The following is a 16,896-nucleotide window of genomic DNA, read 5'->3' as shown; positions in this document are numbered from 1 at the left end:
GCGCTGAAAATCAAGGCCAGTGGCGTGTTGATTTTGTAAAAAACGGTAGGCTGGTTTTTTAAAGCTGTAGTCTTTTAGCTGCACATTATGAGGGCGAATTTGGCTTTGCAGGCGAAAGCCGCTGATAAACGGGCCTTTAAAATAGCCGCCGGCGTTGGCGTTGTAAGGCACGGGCTGAGTGTAGGTGAACATTGATTGGGAGTTATCAGCAAAAATAACCGTGTGTTTGTCTTTGCCATGCTCAAAATAATAAAACAAGCCTTCTTCCGCGGCTAAGCGCTGCACAAAGGCTAAATCGGTTTCGCGGTATTGCACACAAAATTCACGAGTGGTGGGCGTGTATTTTTGCGCAAAGGCGTAATCGGTAATGCCCATTTCTTGCAAGATAATGCTGATGATTTCAGCGACATTAAGCTGCTGAAAAATACGGCTGTTTTGTCTTAATGCCAAGCGTGCCATGCTGGCGGTGAGAGTCAGGGTGTAACGGGTGTGATGGTGGCCAGTGTCACCGACACTAAATTGGCTAACAATGCCATGAATATCACGTTGACGCTCACCGTCTTGCCACACGGTTAAGGTGGCGGTTTTGTCGACCACATCATTGGCGCTGAGATCGCTATTACGGCTGGCAAGCTGGCAAACAAATGAAAAAGGATCCGAGAGGGATTCTTTACCGGAAAACTCAGTGATCTCAAATGTTTCGGGATCGAGGGTTTGTGCAGTAAAGGTAAATTGCAGTCCAGTTTTGTCGGCCATGATTATTGGTTCTCAATTGATAATTGGGAAATTCAGTCTAATTTTAGACATCGCCCACTGGAGTCAAACAAGTCTCAAAAACACTATTCAACATTATCAATAGCATGCCTGACGGTGGCTACCCACTATTTAGCGAAATGGCATAACATTTAGCGCTGAATTTGTTGGTTTCGAGTGAGCATATCAAACGATTAATTCATATCTCATTTAAGAGAGTTAAGCGATTCTTTTGGCTAAGCCATGACGACATAACTTAGCCAAAAGTAAAAGGTGAGAGAGCTAATTTTTTTACTATTATTTTATCATTCACCTAAGTCTTTGTGCTTAAGTGATAATCAAGTTATCAAGCTGGGGTCATGATATGGATTGGTTTAATCGGTGTCAATAATAAATAAAACCGATTTTTATATTCTTTAGCCCGTCACATTACATTATTCAGCCTTTAAGGGAGCGAGTGGTTAAAATAAACACAACTTATCAAATCAATAGGTTGTGAATCATTATTGCAATTTTATTGTGTTCTACTAAGTGACACTATTGTTACTAATTGTTTTTTGAGATCAGTGTCTCATTTTTAATTGATAAATAACATTTCAATCTGTGCTTTGTTGACGTATATGTTTGTTTGATGTTTATATCAGGCGCCTTTCGGGATTTATTAAGTTATCAAGCTACGTTTAACCCCAAATCAAAATTACGGGGTTCAATCAATTAACTTATTAAAAGATGGGAGGGCAGCTTCATGTCCAAAGATGGCACGGTTGCACCAAAAGAAAGAATAAATATTAAGTATGTACCTTCAACTGGTAATGAACAGTCGGAAGTCGAGCTTCCTCTTAAAGTTGTCGTTGTAGGCGATTTTAAAGGCACATCTGATGATACTCCGATAGAAGAGCGTGGCACGGTCTCTATTGACAAAAACAATTTTGAATCAGTGATTCGTGAAAGCGATCTTCGCATTCAAACTAGCGTTGCAAATAAGCTGGTTGAAGAAGAAGGTCAAGATCTACCGGTTAATCTCTCGTTTAGCTCTCTCAATGATTTTAATCCAGATAGCATTGCTAAGCAGGTTCCCGAGCTTAAAAAGCTAGTTGAACTGCGTGAAGCGATGGTTGCACTGAAAGGTCCTTTAGGCAATATCCCGCAGTTCCGCGCGAGCTTGCAAGATTTATTAGCATCTGAAGAATCTCGAGACAAATTGCTTCAAGAACTTGATCTTGTTAGTAAAGAAGAAAACCCAGCTTAACGAATTTTACTTGTTTATATTAAAGGATTGATGCCATGTCGGTGTTAGAAACCGTTGCAGAACAGCCTATTGCTCAGGCTGAAGTAAGCTTATTAGATCAGATCATGTCGCAGACTCGTATGGCGCCTCAAGATGAGGGCTATGATGTCGCGAAAAAAGGTGTTGCAGCCTTTATCAGTAACTTATTAGCGTCAAGTGATTCAACAGCAGTTAACAAAGCGTTAGTTGATCGTATGATTGTCGAGCTGGACAAGAAAATCAGCGCACAAATGGATGAAATTTTGCACGATAAACAGGTGCAAGAGATGGAATCATCGTGGCGTGGTCTTAAGTTATTAGTTGATCGTACTGATTTTCGCGAGAACAACAAAATTGAGATCTTGAGCGCAACGAAAGAAGAATTATTAGATGATTTTGAGTTCTCACCTGAGATTGCTCAATCAGGCTTGTATAAACATATCTATTCATCGGGTTATGGTCAATTCGGTGGTGAGCCAGTAGGCGCCATTTTAGGTAACTTTGCTTTTACCCCCTCAACGCCAGATATGAAATTACTGCAGTACATTGGTGCCGTTGGTGCAATGTCTCATGCTCCGTTTATTTCTTCGGTTGCACCGCAATTTTTTGGTTTAGAGTCGTATGAAGATTTACCAAACGTTAAAGATTTAAAAGCAACGTTTGAAAGCCCTAAATATACCAAGTGGCGTGCATTACGTGATTCAGAAGACGCACGTTACATTGGCTTAACGGCTTCGCGATTCTTATTAAGAACACCTTATGATCCAGACGAAAATCCAATTAAAACATTTTCTTACAAAGAAGGTGTAAGCCGATCTCATGAAGATTACCTGTGGGGTAACAGTGCCTTTGCATTTGCGACTCGTTTAACAGAAAGCTTTGCTAAATACCGCTGGTGTCCAAATATTATTGGTCCACAAAGTGGTGGTGCGGTACACGATTTACCTGTGCATAATTACGAATCGATGGGTCAGCTTCAACCAAAAATTCCTACTGAAGTACTCATCACTGATCGTAAAGAATTTGAACTTTCGGAAGAAGGTTTTATTTCCCTAACGATGCGTAAAGGCTCAGATAATGCTGCATTCTTCTCAGCAAACTCTATCCAGAAAGCAAAAGTATTTCCAAATACTAAAGAAGGTAAAGAAGCAGAGACTAACTATAAGTTAGGTACTCAGCTTCCTTACATGATGATTATCAACCGTTTAGCTCATTACATTAAAGTGCTACAGCGTGAGCAAATTGGCGCATGGAAAGAGCGTCAAGACCTTGAGCGTGAGCTTAATACTTGGGTGCGCCAATATGTTGCTGATCAAGAAAACCCACCAGCAGAAGTGCGTAGTCGTCGCCCGTTACGCGCAGCCAATATTTCGGTTTCGGATGTGGAAGGAGAGCCAGGTTGGTACCAAGTATCACTCGCGGTACGCCCACATTTCAAATATATGGGTGCGAACTTTGAGTTATCACTAGTTGGTCGATTGGATAAATCCTAATCATGTCGGTGTTCGACTTAGAGACAGAAGAAGCTTACAAAGTAAGCTTCTTTCAGCGGCTGAACCATGAGGTTCAGCCAGCATCTGTATTAAGTGGTCCTGACTTTTATGACGTGGTGGAATCAATTAAAACCAATGTATTGAACTTGTTTAATGCACGGCGTGGGCACTCGCTTAGCGCGCCAGGTTTGGGCTTAATTGATTTTAATGACGCAACGATTGGGACTCACGATTTAACTTTGCAAATTAAAATGGCAATCAAACGGTTGATCCAAGAATTTGAACCTAGGATCCATAAGGTTGATGTGAATGTCGTGAATGATGAGCATGATCCGCTCACCTTGCGCTTCCACCTAACAGCGGTACTCAACCTTAGTTCAAGTGATAGCGAAGTGAAACTCGACTTTATATTAGATGGTAATCGCAGATATAGGGCGTTGTAGTTGCCATGGCCGTAAATAAATATTATCGCGAAGAGTTAGATTTCCTCACCCGTGAAGGGAAAGAGTTTGCGCAGATCTATCCGCAATTAACTCGCTTTCTTGATGGCAAGGTAGTCGATCCTGATGTCGCGCGATTATTGGAAGGTTTTGCTTTCCTCACAGGTAAATTACGAGAAAAGATTGAAGATGAGTTTCCAGAGCTCACTCACTCGATGATCAACATGCTTTGGCCAAACTACTTACGCCCTGTACCGAGCATGACGATAATGCAGTTTGCGGCAAGGGATAGAGCGATTGACCAAGGTCATGAAGTCGCAAAAGGAACGCAAGTTGATAGTATTGCTGTGCAGGGCACGCAATGCCGTTTCCGTACTTGTCGGCCAATCAAGGTTTATCCACTGGCAACGCAAAATGTAGATGTGTCTTACTCTCGCGACATCAGTATTTTAGATATCACACTCGATGTTTTGACCAAACAGCCGCTCAATGCGTTAGGGTTGGATACGCTTAGATTCTACTTAGGTGGCTGTGATTATAATGCACAAACCTTATCTCTGTGGTTGAGCCATCATTTAGAAAGCTTTGAGTTAGTGATTGATGGCACGCATTTTTCCCTTGATAAAAGCACCGTCAAAATGGTTGGATTTGATCGCCAAGATGCGATTTTACCTTATCCTGCAAATGCTTATGAAGGCTATCGAATAATTCAGGAATACCTGACTTTTCCGAAAGCGTTTAGTTTCTTTGATGTTGGCAGTTTAGCTGCCGCTTTGCCGCCAGCAGCCCGCGACAAAATTGCGTTACGCTTCACATTTAATAAAACACTACCCGCTGATGCGCGAATAGCCTTAGATGATTTTCAATTGCATTGTACACCTGCTATTAACTTATTTAGCCATTCAGCTGATCCGATCGATTTAGATGGCAAATTGACTCAGCAGCGCATCGCGCCATCTAGCCAGTATCCTTCTCATTATGAAGTGTTTTCGGTCGATAAGGTGCAAGGTTGGTTACTCGATACGGATGGGCGAGTGCGGGGCAAGCCAAGAATATACTGCGCATTTGAAAGTTTTCAGCATGATATAGAGCGCGCGCGAGCAAGAAGCTCGCTGTATTATCGGTTGCGAGTTAAAGACAGTATTCGTAATGATGGCTTTGACCACTTCGTTTCTTTTGTACGTGATGATGAGACACTATGCATTAATAAAAATGAAACCATCTCACTCGATCTAACCTGTAGCAATCGTCAGTTACCTTTAGCATTAGGCATTGGGGATATATGCCTTGAAAGTGACAATACTCCCGCTTTTGTTGAGTTCCGTAATATTACTGTTCCAACCGCAACTCAGCGGCCTGTGCTTGATGGCAGTTTGCTTTGGACGTTGATCTCTAACCTCTCACTAAACTACTTATCTTTATTGTCTAAAGACGCCCTGCAGTCTGTTTTACGCGCATACGATTTTAGAGCGTTGGTTGATCGCCAAGCTGAAAAAATTGCCAAGCAACGCCTTAATGGCGTTGTCGCTATAGAAACACAACCCACCGACCGTATTTATAAGGGGGTTGCGGTACGAGGCTTAAAAACTCGGTTATCACTTAAGCAAAGTTGCTTCGCCTGCGAGGGTGACCTGTATCTCTTTGGTGCCCTGCTCAGCCAGTTTTTTTCTTTATACGCCAGCATTAATTCATTTCATGAATTAGAAGTACTCAATGTCGATAACCAAGAGTTGTACAAATGGAATGCACAAGCGGGTCAGCAACCACTGATTTAACCATTGCTGATTTATTTGCGAACAATATCCGTGAATACAGCTTTTTTCAATTGGTTGAGTTGCTACAAAAATTACAAAAAGAAAGTGATTTTGAGGTGTTTTACGCTGCCAGTAAAAGTTTAGGTTTTGCTTGTGCTGATATTACCAGCCTGTCAGCGATAAAAAACAGCCCAAACAAGTTTAAATTGGAGACGTGCTTTCTTGGACTTAATGGTGCGCAATCGCCATTACCTAATTATTACTTGGATGAACTGGCCTGTGAGCCAGAAGCTGGCATTAAGCACGTGTTGTTTGATTTCTTTAACGATCGGCTAATGACGTTACTGCATCAGGCTTGGCGTAAGTATCGCTATTACGTGCAATTTGAAGCAGATGCGCAGGATAAATTTTCAGCGCAACTGTTTTCTTTAGTCGGTTTATCAGACCCCGCTATGCGCGGGCAGACACCAATAAACTGGTGCAAAATGTTGGCTTATTCCGGCATGTTGGCCGGCAAAAGTCGTTCATCTTTAGTGGTCGCGGGCATCGTCGCTCACTGTTTTGACCTTGATGATGTTGAAGTTGACCAATGGCAATTACGATCCGTCAGGATACCTGACGATCAGCAATTTTTACTCGGCCAACAAGGTGCTAGCTTGGGTGAGGATACCGTTATTGGTGAGAAAGTTGCTGATAGAGGTGGCAAATTCACCCTTAAAATCGGTGGTTTATCACGCCAACGTTTTAAAGATTTTTTGCCTAGTGGGGTTGAATTTGACCCTTTATGCAAGCTAATCGAGTTTGTATTGCGCGAGCAGCTAGCTTACGACTTGTCGCTGCAACTTGCGCCAGATGAAATTACGGCGTTTAAGGTCGGTGATGAAAAGTCAGCATATCTCGGTTGGAGTGCCTTTTTAGGCAAAGTAAATACAGACAGAAGTGTATTAATACAAGTAAGAGCATAGCAGGACGCAGCCGCATGAATACAATGCAAAACAAAATAGAACTAACGGTCGTTAACAGTGAAAAACTGCAGCCTGGGTTACAAGCCAGCCATACCTTTTACGCAGCTGGCGGCAGTATCGGCTCTGATTACAGCGATGACTGGCATCTCACTGATCAGGATACAGATATCGTTCCCTTACACTGTGTGATTGAGCTCGTCGATCACGACTTTTGTTTACGAGACAGCTCTGGCCGAACATTTGTCAATCGGGCTTCTTTCCCAGTAGGGCGAAATCAAATGGTACGGCTAAAAGAAAACGACGAATTGCAATTAGGGCAATACCGTATTCGTTGTCACTTTGAAAAACCAGAACGTTACGCTGATGATGAAGTTAGCTTTGATATCAACCAATTTATCGATCAAACCAGCTCATCTGAAATGAGAGAGCAGGACACAGAAAAGCCAGCACCTAGCGCCCAGTATGATCCGCTACTTGCATTAGACCAACTTGAAAGTGCGCGTATCGCCGAGCAGCAAAAGTGTTTTGTAAACCCGGTTGCAGAGGTGGCTTTAGATCAATCTGACGATGTGTTAGTCAATACTCACTGGGAAGCTCAAGTCGGTCATGCTCAGGCTGACGCCGAAACCACCGTTAATGCCGCAATGAATGCCGGTCAACCTATATCCAATCAGGAATTTACGCCAATGAATGAGTCATCATCTTCACTTGACCCTAATACTTATACGGCGCACGACGCCAGTTTAACTACCGAGCAACACCTAGCCCTTGGTCCTGTTTTTCGCGGCTTAGAGTCATCGATTTCGGCGCCCGTAGATACAGTGAATATGCAAAGTATGGCGGAAGAACTCGGGAGTTCACTTAACGCTGCAATTAATGGTTTATTGGCACTGCACAAAAATGTGGATAAGCAGCGTTATGGTGTGATTGCTAAAAACCTACAGCCGATTGAGGACAATCCATTGCGGCTAGGTTTAGATTACGATCAAACCATGAATGTAATGTTTGGTCCCAACAAAAGCCCGGTACATTTGTCTGCGCCATCTGCTATTGCGGAGAGTTTGCGCACTATTCAGCATCATCAAATAGCGGTTCAAGAAGCGATAGGCTATGCGTTAAAGCATATTCTTGGTGCATTCTCACCAGATACGTTGATGAAGCGTTTTAAACATTACCGCACTACCGAGCAGGCACTTTCTCAAGATAGTGAGTCTTGGGCTTGGCATATGTATAGCGCTTATTTTTCAGAGTTAGAATCAGGCCGCCAGCAAGGTTTTGAAAAGCTGTTTTGGGAAATATTCGAGCAAGCCTACGATCGTAAATTAAGAGAGCTGCAAAAGCAGGAGCAAGGCTAATGAAATGGCGCACTATGCTGCTGTTGATAGTTGTGTTTCAAATCACTGCGTGTAGCTCTATTTTTGACGTGGTGAAAAAAACAGGTCAAGTAATTTGGGATCCTTCTATTGCGATAGGCGATCCTGAAGCGCGTGCCACTACCGTTACGCTAAGCTTAGTGGCTGATGAAAATATCAACCCCAATCTCAGTGGTATTGCTACTCCTGTTGCCTTTCAAGTATTCCAACTAAAAGACGACTCTAAGTATTTGGCTGCGGATTATGATGCCTTGTTAGAGGATCCTGAAAAGGCATTAGGAAAGAATTATTTAGATCATGACGATTATGCTCTCACTCCTGGTCAGTTCAAATTTATAGACGCTTTTGAAGTTGACGAAGATACCAAGTATGTCGCGGTATTGGCTTTTTATGCTGATCCCGAAAAAAGCGAATGGAAAAAAATAGAAAAACTAAGTGGTCGAGGCAGTGAGTTTCACTTTTTAGTCCAGCTGCGTGAATTAGATGTAAAGCTAGTGAGGGTTGATTAAAAATTATGTCAGTTAGAAACCGAGTGATTTGGAAAGAAGGCTTATTCATTAAGCCACAGCACTTCCAGCAACAACAAAGGCATAACGAATATTTAATAGAGCAGCGTACTAAGTCGGTCAGCCCTTATGCTTATGGCATTACCGAATTGGAGCTAAACCCTGAATATTTGAGTTTTGGCCGTATTGCGCTGCAAAAAGCTGCGGGGGTGATGCCCGATGGTACCGTGTTTAATATTCCGCAAGAAGACTTAAGTCCGGCTCCTCTTGATATTTCAGAGCAACTGGCGAGTAATCAGTTAGTCTTTTTGGCTATTCCATTGCGCAGTGAGTCGGTTAATGAAGTGGCTTGGCCTGATGCCCAGCTGAGCTGTCGTTATAAGGTGGATAAGCAACAAACTAAGGACATCCATTCTGATAAAGGTGACTTTACTGACTTAGAAGTGGGTAAAGTAGATCTTAAATTAATGCTCGAACAAGAAGATCGTAGTGGCTATGCCTCGATGTCGATTGCTCGGATCATTCAAAAGCGCCCTGATGGTAGCTTACTGATGGATCAGGAATTTATTCCTTGTCATACCAATTCAAATTCTGTGCCGCGGTTACATCAGTTTTTAAGTGAAGCCGCCGGCCTACTGGCGGAGCGAGCTAAAAATATCGCGACACGTATTGGCTCGCCCGGACAAAGTGGCGTTGCGGATGTGTCTGATTTTATGTCGTTGCAAATGCTTAACCGTGAATCGCCAGTGCTTAATCACTTAGCTAATTTACGAGCCGTGCATCCAGAGCGAGTATACGAAAAACTCGCGTCTGTTTGTGGTGAGCTATTTACCTTTACCGATGACAGCCGTATTGCGCCCATCGTGCCGCCTTATAATCATGATCTGCCTTCACAATCATTGAACGAAGTAATGTCTTTGATGCGTCAGGCATTAAGTATTGTACTTGAGCCCAAGGCCGTTTCGTTGCAATTGCAAAATCGTCAATACGGCTTAATGGTTGCGCCAATTACTGATACTAGCTTGCCACAGCAAGCAGACTTTATTTTAGCCGTTAAGGCGCGTATGCCGCTCGAGCAGTTGCGCAAACTGTTTGTGCAACAAACCAAAATATCGTCATCAGAAAAAATTCGCGAGCTTATTTCGCTGCAACTTCCTGGCGTACCACTTATTTCACTGCCAGTTGCACCGCGTCAGTTGCCATACCATTCTGGTTTTATTTACTTCCAGCTGGATAAAAGCAATCCGGCTTGGGAAGTATTACGCAACGCCAGTGGGTTTGCCTTCCATGTAGCAGGCAACTTCCCTGAGTTAGAAATGCAATTTTGGGCGATTAGGAGCTAGGCCATGTTAGATAAAACTTACAAAGAGCCACTGCCACACGACATTGAAACATTACTGTTTCAAGAGGCAGAGCGGATTAATCTTGATATGGATTACCACTTTCAATTAAGAGGTAATACCGACAACGGCTTGATTGATGCCGCGTTACCTTTGATTGGGATGGTGATCCGCGTTCGTAAGCTAGCTTACCTAGACGATGTATCTCGTTTATATAGTCAAACGGTTAATGAAATCTCGGCGATTGAAATTGAGCTAAACGAGCGAGGCTATGAAAATGCCATCATTATCGCGTATCGCTATGTACTCTGTTCCTTCATTGATGAAGCCGTAATGGGCACGGAATGGGGCAGTCATAGTGAGTGGGCTGAGCATTCATTGCTAACGCGTTTTCATAATGAAACATGGGGTGGCGAAAAGGTATTCACTATTTTAAACCGTCTCCAAGATGAGCCGACACGTTACCAAGATATTTTAGAGTTTATTTTCCTCTGTTTTAACTTGGGGTTTGAAGGTCGCTACAAGGTGCTGGTTAACGGAAAAGATGAATATAAACAAATTGTTGGATCACTTTATGACTTGCTTAAAAAGCATCGCCGTGAGCCATCTCGTCAACTCACCAATGCATTAAATAATGTTGCCAACACCAAGTATCGTTTATCTAAACAACTCCCGGTCTGGTCGGTGTTTGCCTTGTTTGGTGGTGTGATTTTAACGGCATTTATATTTTACAGCTGGAGTTTGCATAGCAAGTCTTCAATGGTTTTAGAGCAACTCGACATGATTTTGAGATAACAGGAGCCGGTGTCAATGCGTGTAGACTTACCCAAATTAATTGCAAAGCTAACCCCCGTGGCTAAGCATGCGTTAGAGCAAGCGGCGGCATTAAGTGTCAGTCGACAAAATCGAGATGTCACAGTGTTGCATTTACTGTATAGCTGCCTTGAAACATCTCGCTGTGATGTTCGTTTATTGGTTGATGCATTAGAGCTAGATCACGATGGCCTGCAGCAAAATCTTGGTAACTTATTGCCACAAGGCGATAGTCACGACACTTATCCGGTGTTTTCCCCGTTACTGATCGAATTGCTGCAAGAGTCTTGGTTACTATCCTCAACGGAGCTAGACCAAGTGCAATTGCGTACTGGAGCAATCTTTCTAGCTTGCTTAATCAATGCTGAACGTTATTTACCAATGGCATTAGTTGAGCAATTTTCAGGGTTTAATCGTGAAACATTAAGAACTCAGTTTAACGCTCTAACACAAGGCTCGTCAGAGTCAGCTGAAACAGGTAAAAAGCCGGCATCATCAGCGCTAATGAGCGAAGAAAGTGCGCTGCTGAAATACAGCACCAACTTTACTCAACTCGCCCGTGATGGTGAGCTGGACCCGGTGTTATGTCGTGACAATGAAATTGACTTGATGATTGATATTCTTTGTCGCCGTCGTAAAAACAACCCCATTGTAGTGGGTGATGCCGGTGTCGGTAAAAGCGCCGTTGTTGAAGGGTTAGCGCAACGTATTGCCGACGGTTTAGTGCCCGAGCAATTAAGCCAAGTGTCTTTGTTAGCTCTTGATTTAGGTTTATTGCAAGCAGGAGCTTCGGTAAAGGGCGAGTTCGAAAAACGCCTAAAAGCAATTTTGGAAGAAGTGAAAAACTCGCCAGAGCCGATTATTTTATTTATCGACGAAGCACACACCCTCATTGGTGCGGGTAATCAGGAAGGTGGCGGTGATGCGGCTAACTTACTTAAGCCCGCACTCGCGCGTGGTGAAGTACGTACTGTTGGCGCAACCACTTGGAAAGAGTATAAAAAATACTTTGAAAAAGACCCTGCCTTAGCGCGTCGCTTCCAACTCGTGAAGTTAGAAGAGCCGAGTATTGACGCCAGTATTAGTATTATGCGTGGTTTACATCAAGTATATGAGCAAGCCCACGGCGTATTGATCAGTGATAAAGCCGTCAAAGCGGCTGCTGAATTATCTGCGCGCTATGTTTCGGGACGTTTATTGCCGGATAAAGCCATTGATGTATTAGATACCGCGTGTGCACGTATTGCCATTAACCTGACGTCACCGCCGCGTCAACTCGCCAAATTAAACACCCTTAATCAACAGCTACAAGCTGAAATTGAGTTACTTGAGCGAGACAAATTACTTGGTCAGTTTGATGATGCGGAATATCTCGCGGGTTTAATCTCACAGTTAGCGGATAACCGCGACCAAGCAAGCTGTATTGAAACCGATTGGTTGGCGCAAAAAGCGTTAGTTGAAAATCTCGTGTTATTGCGCAGCCAGTTTATGAATGAGCAACACACCAACGAAGATATTCTCAATCAATTAAAAGAGGTGGAAGCCGAGTTAGCGCTGCTACAAGCCGACCGATTATTGATCCACCCTTGGGTTGACGAAAAACAAGTTGCACAAGTGATTGCAGACTGGACCGGTGTACCCGTTAATCAAATGAACACCGATGAATTAAGCAAAATTACTCAGCTGCCAGCCATCTTGGGCGCGGAAGTAAAAGGTCAGCAGCCAGCGTTAAACACGTTACACAAACATTTACTGACGGCGCGTGCCGATTTACGACGAGCAGGGCGACCAAAAGGTGCGTTCTTATTGGTCGGGCCCAGTGGTGTTGGTAAAACAGAAACCGTGGTGCAAATTGCCCATCAGCTATATGGCGGTAAACAATTTTTAACCACCATTAACATGTCTGAATACCAAGAAAAGCATACTGTGTCACGCCTCATCGGCTCGCCGCCGGGTTATGTTGGTTTTGGTGAAGGTGGCGTATTAACAGAGGCTATTCGTAAGAAGCCTTATTCGGTGGTGTTATTAGATGAAGTAGAAAAAGCGCACCCAGAAGTGTTGAACTTATTTTATCAAGCATTTGATAAAGGCGAACTGGCCGACGGTGAAGGGCGCATTATTGATTGTCAAAATATCGTGTTCTTCCTGACCTCTAATTTAGGTTACCAAACCATAGTGGATCATCATGACGATGAGGCCTTAATGAAAGAGCGCTTATATCCTGAGTTGGCTGCTTTCTTTAAACCCGCATTATTGGCCCGCATGGAAACAGTGCCTTATTTACCTTTGGCACCTGACGTATTGATAGAAATTGCCCAGCACAAGCTCAATGCAGTGAAACAGCGTTTAGTTGATCGCTATAAAGCTCAAGTGGAACTATCTGACTCATTAGTGGATGAAATTTGTCGCCGTGCTACTCGTTCAGAAAATGGTGCGCGCATGCTTGAAGCCATTATTGATGGTCAGCTACTGCCGCCACTATCGCAAGTATTGCTCGATAAAATGGCCGCAGATGAGGCGATTAGCTTTATCGGCTTGTCATGCGACGACGCTGAATTTGTTTGTACGGTAGAGTAGCTATGTTGAACTGGCTTAATGTAATTAGTGCATTTTCTAGTGTTAGCCGGCAAGCTGGAGCGTTACAACAATGTTGTGACGCATTAGAGCGACTCCCTAATATTGTTAACGCTGGCGTGTTAATGCTCAGTGAAGACAGTAAAAGTTTAGTGCCATTTGGTTGGCATGGTCGGCTGCCTGCTTGGCAAGTCGCCGATTTAACCCAGCCATTTACCCGCAGCATCAGGCAGAATAAAGTCATTAAGTTAAGTCATTCAGATCGGCTGTACTGGCAAGATAGCCAAGAATTTGCCCAGTTTGCCTTTAGCCTTGATAGTCGCGCGACGTTGGTGGTACAGCCGCTTGATAATTTAGCCGGTGCGATTCCGGGTTTGTTAGTCATGGAAGTACAGCAAGGGGAGAATGAATGGCTTGCTAGTGACGACTTTGTAAGCATGACGCAAATCCTGGCAAACCACCTGACACTATTACAGCGTTTAGATCGTCAAATCGCGTCACGTAAAACCTTAAGTCAAGACGTTCAAGCGCTACAAAATAAAGCCTGCGAGCAGGAAAAATATCATCAACTTGAGCGTATTTTAATAGGGGATACCGCTCAAATTGAACAGCTACGAAAGCACATTTCAAAGGCTGCACAGTCCTCTCTTAGTGTCTTAATCCAAGGCGAGACAGGTACAGGTAAAGACTTGGTGGCTAAGGCTATTCATCAATTATCGCCATGTAGTAACAAGCAGTTAATCATTATTAACTGTGCCGCTATTCCGGAAAACTTATTGGAAAGTGAGCTATTTGGTTATCAGGCCGGCGCTTTTTCTGGTGCACTTAAGGCCAAGTCGGGTCTGATTAAAGAAGCCGATGGTGGCACTTTATTCCTTGATGAAATAGGGGATATGCCGTTGCCGTTACAAGCAAAGTTATTGCGTGTGATTGAAGATGGTAAATTTAGGCCGCTTGGCTCAACGCAAGAAGAATCAGCTTCTTTTCGGTTAATTTGTGCCACTCACGTTCACCTAAAGCAACGCGTAGAAGAAGGTGAGTTTCGACGCGATTTGTTTTATCGCATTAGTCAATTTCCGATATTGTGCCCGTCATTACGTGAACGAAAAGGAGACTTGTTACCAATTAGTCAGCATTTGATCCAGCTGTTTAACCAACAGCAACAGCGTCAGGTACAAGGGATCCGCTACGCAGCCTTGAATAAGCTTAATGAGCATCACTTTCCAGGCAACATTCGTGAACTGAAAAATGTGATTGAATTTGCCTGTGCCCATACCTGTGATTTTGAAGAAATCGCATTAGATGCACTGCCGCAACTTGAAACAGAAACAACGGAATCATCTGTTGTTAATACCCCGACTTCAGAGCAAGCGCCATGTACCTTTGAAGGGGTTAATGACTTAAAAGCCGCAATCCAAGAATATGAGCGGCAATTAATTAAACGACGCTTGAATCAATACCATGGTGACCGAGGCAAAGCAGCATTGAGCTTAGGTTTACCGAAACGCACCTTGGCGCACAAATGCCAACGACTGGAGATTACCGTTGAATAAGACGATCGCTTTTATCTTAGGGTGCATCTCGATATCGAGTGCATTTGCCCAAGTTGAGGATGCACCGCAGCAAATTGAGCAAGCTAAGCAGTGTACCGAGATTAGCTCAAGGCTTGAACGCCTTGCTTGCTTTGACCGTTTGTTTGACACCGCTACGGCCACCCTTAGGGAAAATACGCCGACGCCGGCTACTCATCTATCCTTGCCTGGACAGTGGCAGCGGATGCAAGAAATAGAAAGTCACCGCAATGGCAGTGTGGCGTTTCTTTATCAAAGCGCGCCGCGCACGGCGGAATTATCTGATCATTGGTTAGCGGCGCCTGCCATTGGCAGCACAGAGCCAAGGCCCGTGATGCTACTGAGCTGCTTAAATAAAATTAGCCGAGTTGAACTGTACTTTGCGAAGCCGATTAGCGGTAACCAAATCAACGTAACCATAAAGGGCAAGCATACTAATAGTCAATTATGGCAGTTAGACGATACTGGCCGGATGTTGCGCAGTGGTCGGGGTTTACCGGCTATTGAAGTCATGAAAGCCATGTTATCACCCGCTGGCTTTGCCTTACGCTCTGACCACCCTGACGTCAATGGATTACATTTTAGCGGTGAAACAATTAAAGAACTGATCGCGCCATTGCGTGCGACATGTCGGTGGTAAGGCGATGAAAATATACCTAACCAAGTTAGTCGCCCCTGTTAGTGAAGCGGCGCCTGTTGGTGAGCGCTTAGTTGACGATCCGGTCTTTGAGTTTATTGAAGATCAAATGATGAAGGTAGGATCACTGGCTCATGCCAGCATTCAGTGGCAACAAGTGGAAACGTCTACGGTTGAGTTACTGCATAAAAAAACCAAAGATATTAAATTACTTGTTGTGTTGATGCAGTGTTTGCAGCGTGACCAAGACATCACTCGTTTTGTGCTTTCGATGCAAGTACTAGAGCGCTTTATGGCCCTGTTTTGGACCACTGCGCATCCAGCGCCAGGTGATCGAGGCAAGTTGCCCAGACGACGCTTTTTTACCATGATCATGGAACGAGCGTTACAAACAATGGAAGGGCTCAGTGATGCTAGCTTAGCTCCCGATTTAAAAACAGAATTAGAGCAGACCTTAAAAGATATTGCTGTGCTCAGCGAAGAATACGGCCTGCCCAGTGATGAAATCACTCGTCTGTTGCAACGCATTAGCAGCTTAGCGTCATCAAACTCGACTGCCCAGCAAGTAAATCAAGCGCCGGTTTCAAGTCAGTCTACTACTCGTCCAACAGCAACAAGCGCGAGCAGCATGCCAAGTGTTGATACCAGTAATGAAAAAGAAGTGAAGCAGTCACTGCTTAAAATTGCTGATTTTATGTGCGAAACCGATATGGGTACCTGCCAAGGCTTACGACTAAGGCGATACGCTATTTGGTTTACCGTTCTCAGTGCGCCGGATGCGAAAAAAGGTAATGAAACTGATCTTATGCCGGTTGCGCCTGATCGTGTAGCTGACTACCAAGACATGCTCAGTAAAAGCGGTGACAAAGCCTTATGGCGAAAAATTGAAAACAGTTTAGTTGCCAGTCCTTTTTGGCTTGATGGCCATTATCTCAGCGCTCAATTGGCTGAAAAGCTTGGCTTTAAAGCCGCAGCTCAGGCTATTAGAGAAGAAGTAGCCAGTCTTATTGCTCGGTTACCTAAATTAACCGATTTAACCTTTAAAGGTGGCGCACCTTTTGTTAGTGAAGCGACTGCCAGCTGGGTTCAATCCCAAGAACAAAGTAGTCATGGCGTTAGTGATGGTGATTGGCTGCAGCGCTGGCAAGAGGCGGATAACTTGGCTCGTGAAGCGGGCTTTGAACTGGCTTTGGCGCAATTGAATGCCGGCTTAGAGCAGGCTCAAGAGCCCAGAGACCAGTTTTATTGGCGCTTACTATCGGCGGATTTACTCAACAAATATGGCATGAAAGCATTGGCGCAGCAGCAATATCAGCAGCTATTGAGCCAAGCCAACCAAACTAGCTTAGCGCAATGGGAGCCCTCATTGTTGAATCGAATGACCAGCACCATTGCGGATGCGCGTTAGCG

The 16,896-nt window shown here is 44.0% G+C and carries 14 protein-coding genes; 13 read left to right on the top strand and 1 reads right to left on the bottom strand.

The features are described 5' to 3' along the window. Nucleotides 1–756, bottom strand: a 756-nt coding sequence (gene tssI / locus Q4519_RS17730; RefSeq protein WP_303514587.1) for a type VI secretion system tip protein TssI/VgrG, incomplete at its 3' end; no start/stop codon positions are given. A 742-nt stretch (nt 757–1,498) separates the two neighbouring features. On the opposite strand from tssI, the gene tssB reads away from it, so the two are divergent. Genes tssB through tssA form a run of 13 tightly spaced genes read left to right on the top strand, consistent with a single transcriptional unit; the run spans nt 1,499 to nt 16,894 of the window. After that, nucleotides 1,499–2,002 (top strand): type VI secretion system contractile sheath small subunit, encoded by a 504-nt coding sequence (gene tssB / locus Q4519_RS17725; protein WP_232804020.1) that lies wholly within the window; start codon nt 1,499–1,501, stop codon nt 2,000–2,002. Nucleotides 2,003–2,037: 35 nt separating this feature from the next. Next, nucleotides 2,038–3,513, top strand: coding sequence for a type VI secretion system contractile sheath large subunit (gene tssC, locus Q4519_RS17720; RefSeq protein ID WP_232804021.1), 1,476 nt, complete (start codon nt 2,038–2,040; stop codon nt 3,511–3,513). A gap of 2 nt (nt 3,514–3,515) precedes the next feature. Then, nucleotides 3,516–3,956, top strand: coding sequence for a type VI secretion system baseplate subunit TssE (tssE, locus tag Q4519_RS17715; RefSeq protein WP_232804022.1), 441 nt, complete (start codon nt 3,516–3,518; stop codon nt 3,954–3,956). 5 nt (nt 3,957–3,961) lie between these two features. Beyond that, the gene (gene tssF / locus Q4519_RS17710) at nt 3,962–5,728 is read left to right on the top strand and encodes a type VI secretion system baseplate subunit TssF (RefSeq protein ID WP_232804023.1); all 1,767 of its coding nucleotides are present in this window, start codon (nt 3,962–3,964) and stop codon (nt 5,726–5,728) included. Beyond that, nucleotides 5,692–6,672, top strand: coding sequence for a type VI secretion system baseplate subunit TssG (tssG, locus tag Q4519_RS17705; protein WP_232804024.1), 981 nt, complete (start codon nt 5,692–5,694; stop codon nt 6,670–6,672). Before tssF ends, tssG begins: the two co-directional genes overlap by 37 nt. A 14-nt stretch (nt 6,673–6,686) precedes the next feature. Continuing rightward, complete coding sequence (tagH, locus tag Q4519_RS17700) at nt 6,687–8,027, top strand: type VI secretion system-associated FHA domain protein TagH (protein WP_232804025.1); 1,341 nt, start codon at nt 6,687–6,689, stop codon at nt 8,025–8,027. Further along, the gene (gene tssJ, locus Q4519_RS17695) at nt 8,027–8,554 is read left to right on the top strand and encodes a type VI secretion system lipoprotein TssJ (RefSeq protein WP_232804026.1); all 528 of its coding nucleotides are present in this window, start codon (nt 8,027–8,029) and stop codon (nt 8,552–8,554) included. Before tagH ends, tssJ begins: the two co-directional genes overlap by 1 nt. A gap of 5 nt (nt 8,555–8,559) precedes the next feature. Continuing rightward, nucleotides 8,560–9,894 (top strand): type VI secretion system baseplate subunit TssK, encoded by a 1,335-nt coding sequence (tssK, locus tag Q4519_RS17690; RefSeq protein ID WP_232804027.1) that lies wholly within the window; start codon nt 8,560–8,562, stop codon nt 9,892–9,894. A gap of 3 nt (nt 9,895–9,897) precedes the next feature. Continuing rightward, nucleotides 9,898–10,686, top strand: a complete 789-nt coding sequence (icmH, locus tag Q4519_RS17685) for a type IVB secretion system protein IcmH/DotU (protein ID WP_232804028.1) — start codon at nt 9,898–9,900, stop codon at nt 10,684–10,686. A gap of 15 nt (nt 10,687–10,701) precedes the next feature. Then, nucleotides 10,702–13,281: a type VI secretion system ATPase TssH gene (gene tssH / locus Q4519_RS17680; RefSeq protein WP_232804029.1), complete on the top strand. Its 2,580-nt coding sequence runs from the start codon at nt 10,702–10,704 to the stop codon at nt 13,279–13,281. Between the two features lie 2 nt (nt 13,282–13,283). Continuing rightward, nucleotides 13,284–14,831, top strand: a complete 1,548-nt coding sequence (locus Q4519_RS17675) for a sigma-54-dependent Fis family transcriptional regulator (RefSeq protein ID WP_303514582.1) — start codon at nt 13,284–13,286, stop codon at nt 14,829–14,831. Next, a complete protein-coding gene (gene vasI, locus Q4519_RS17670; protein WP_303514579.1) occupies nt 14,824–15,489 on the top strand; it encodes a type VI secretion system-associated protein VasI in 666 nt (221 codons plus the stop codon). Before Q4519_RS17675 ends, vasI begins: the two co-directional genes overlap by 8 nt. A gap of 4 nt (nt 15,490–15,493) precedes the next feature. Beyond that, the gene (gene tssA, locus Q4519_RS17665) at nt 15,494–16,894 is read left to right on the top strand and encodes a type VI secretion system protein TssA (RefSeq protein WP_303514576.1); all 1,401 of its coding nucleotides are present in this window, start codon (nt 15,494–15,496) and stop codon (nt 16,892–16,894) included. The last annotated feature ends 2 nt before the right edge of the window (nt 16,895–16,896 follow it).

This window comes from Motilimonas sp. 1_MG-2023 (genome assembly GCF_030547455.1).
Lineage (GTDB): Bacteria > Pseudomonadota > Gammaproteobacteria > Enterobacterales > CBDFNC01 > Motilimonas.
Note: the sequence above shows the minus strand (reverse complement) of the source record. Positions and strands in the feature narration are given on the sequence as shown.

Excerpts from the sequence above, each read along its gene's own strand:
- tssE (WP_232804022.1), top strand. The coding sequence starts at position 3,516 with ATGTCGGTGTTCGACTTAGAGACAGAAGAAGCTTACAAAGTAAGCTTC.
- tssH (WP_232804029.1), top strand. The coding sequence starts at position 10,702 with ATGCGTGTAGACTTACCCAAATTAATTGCAAAGCTAACCCCCGTGGCT.
- tssF (WP_232804023.1), top strand. The coding sequence starts at position 3,962 with ATGGCCGTAAATAAATATTATCGCGAAGAGTTAGATTTCCTCACCCGT.
- tssG (WP_232804024.1), top strand. The coding sequence starts at position 5,692 with ATGGAATGCACAAGCGGGTCAGCAACCACTGATTTAACCATTGCTGAT.
- tssA (WP_303514576.1), top strand. The coding sequence starts at position 15,494 with ATGAAAATATACCTAACCAAGTTAGTCGCCCCTGTTAGTGAAGCGGCG.
- icmH (WP_232804028.1), top strand. The coding sequence starts at position 9,898 with ATGTTAGATAAAACTTACAAAGAGCCACTGCCACACGACATTGAAACA.
- tssC (WP_232804021.1), top strand. The coding sequence starts at position 2,038 with ATGTCGGTGTTAGAAACCGTTGCAGAACAGCCTATTGCTCAGGCTGAA.
- tssJ (WP_232804026.1), top strand. The coding sequence starts at position 8,027 with ATGAAATGGCGCACTATGCTGCTGTTGATAGTTGTGTTTCAAATCACT.
- Q4519_RS17675 (WP_303514582.1), top strand. The coding sequence starts at position 13,284 with ATGTTGAACTGGCTTAATGTAATTAGTGCATTTTCTAGTGTTAGCCGG.
- tssK (WP_232804027.1), top strand. The coding sequence starts at position 8,560 with ATGTCAGTTAGAAACCGAGTGATTTGGAAAGAAGGCTTATTCATTAAG.
- tssB (WP_232804020.1), top strand. The coding sequence starts at position 1,499 with ATGTCCAAAGATGGCACGGTTGCACCAAAAGAAAGAATAAATATTAAG.
- tagH (WP_232804025.1), top strand. The coding sequence starts at position 6,687 with ATGAATACAATGCAAAACAAAATAGAACTAACGGTCGTTAACAGTGAA.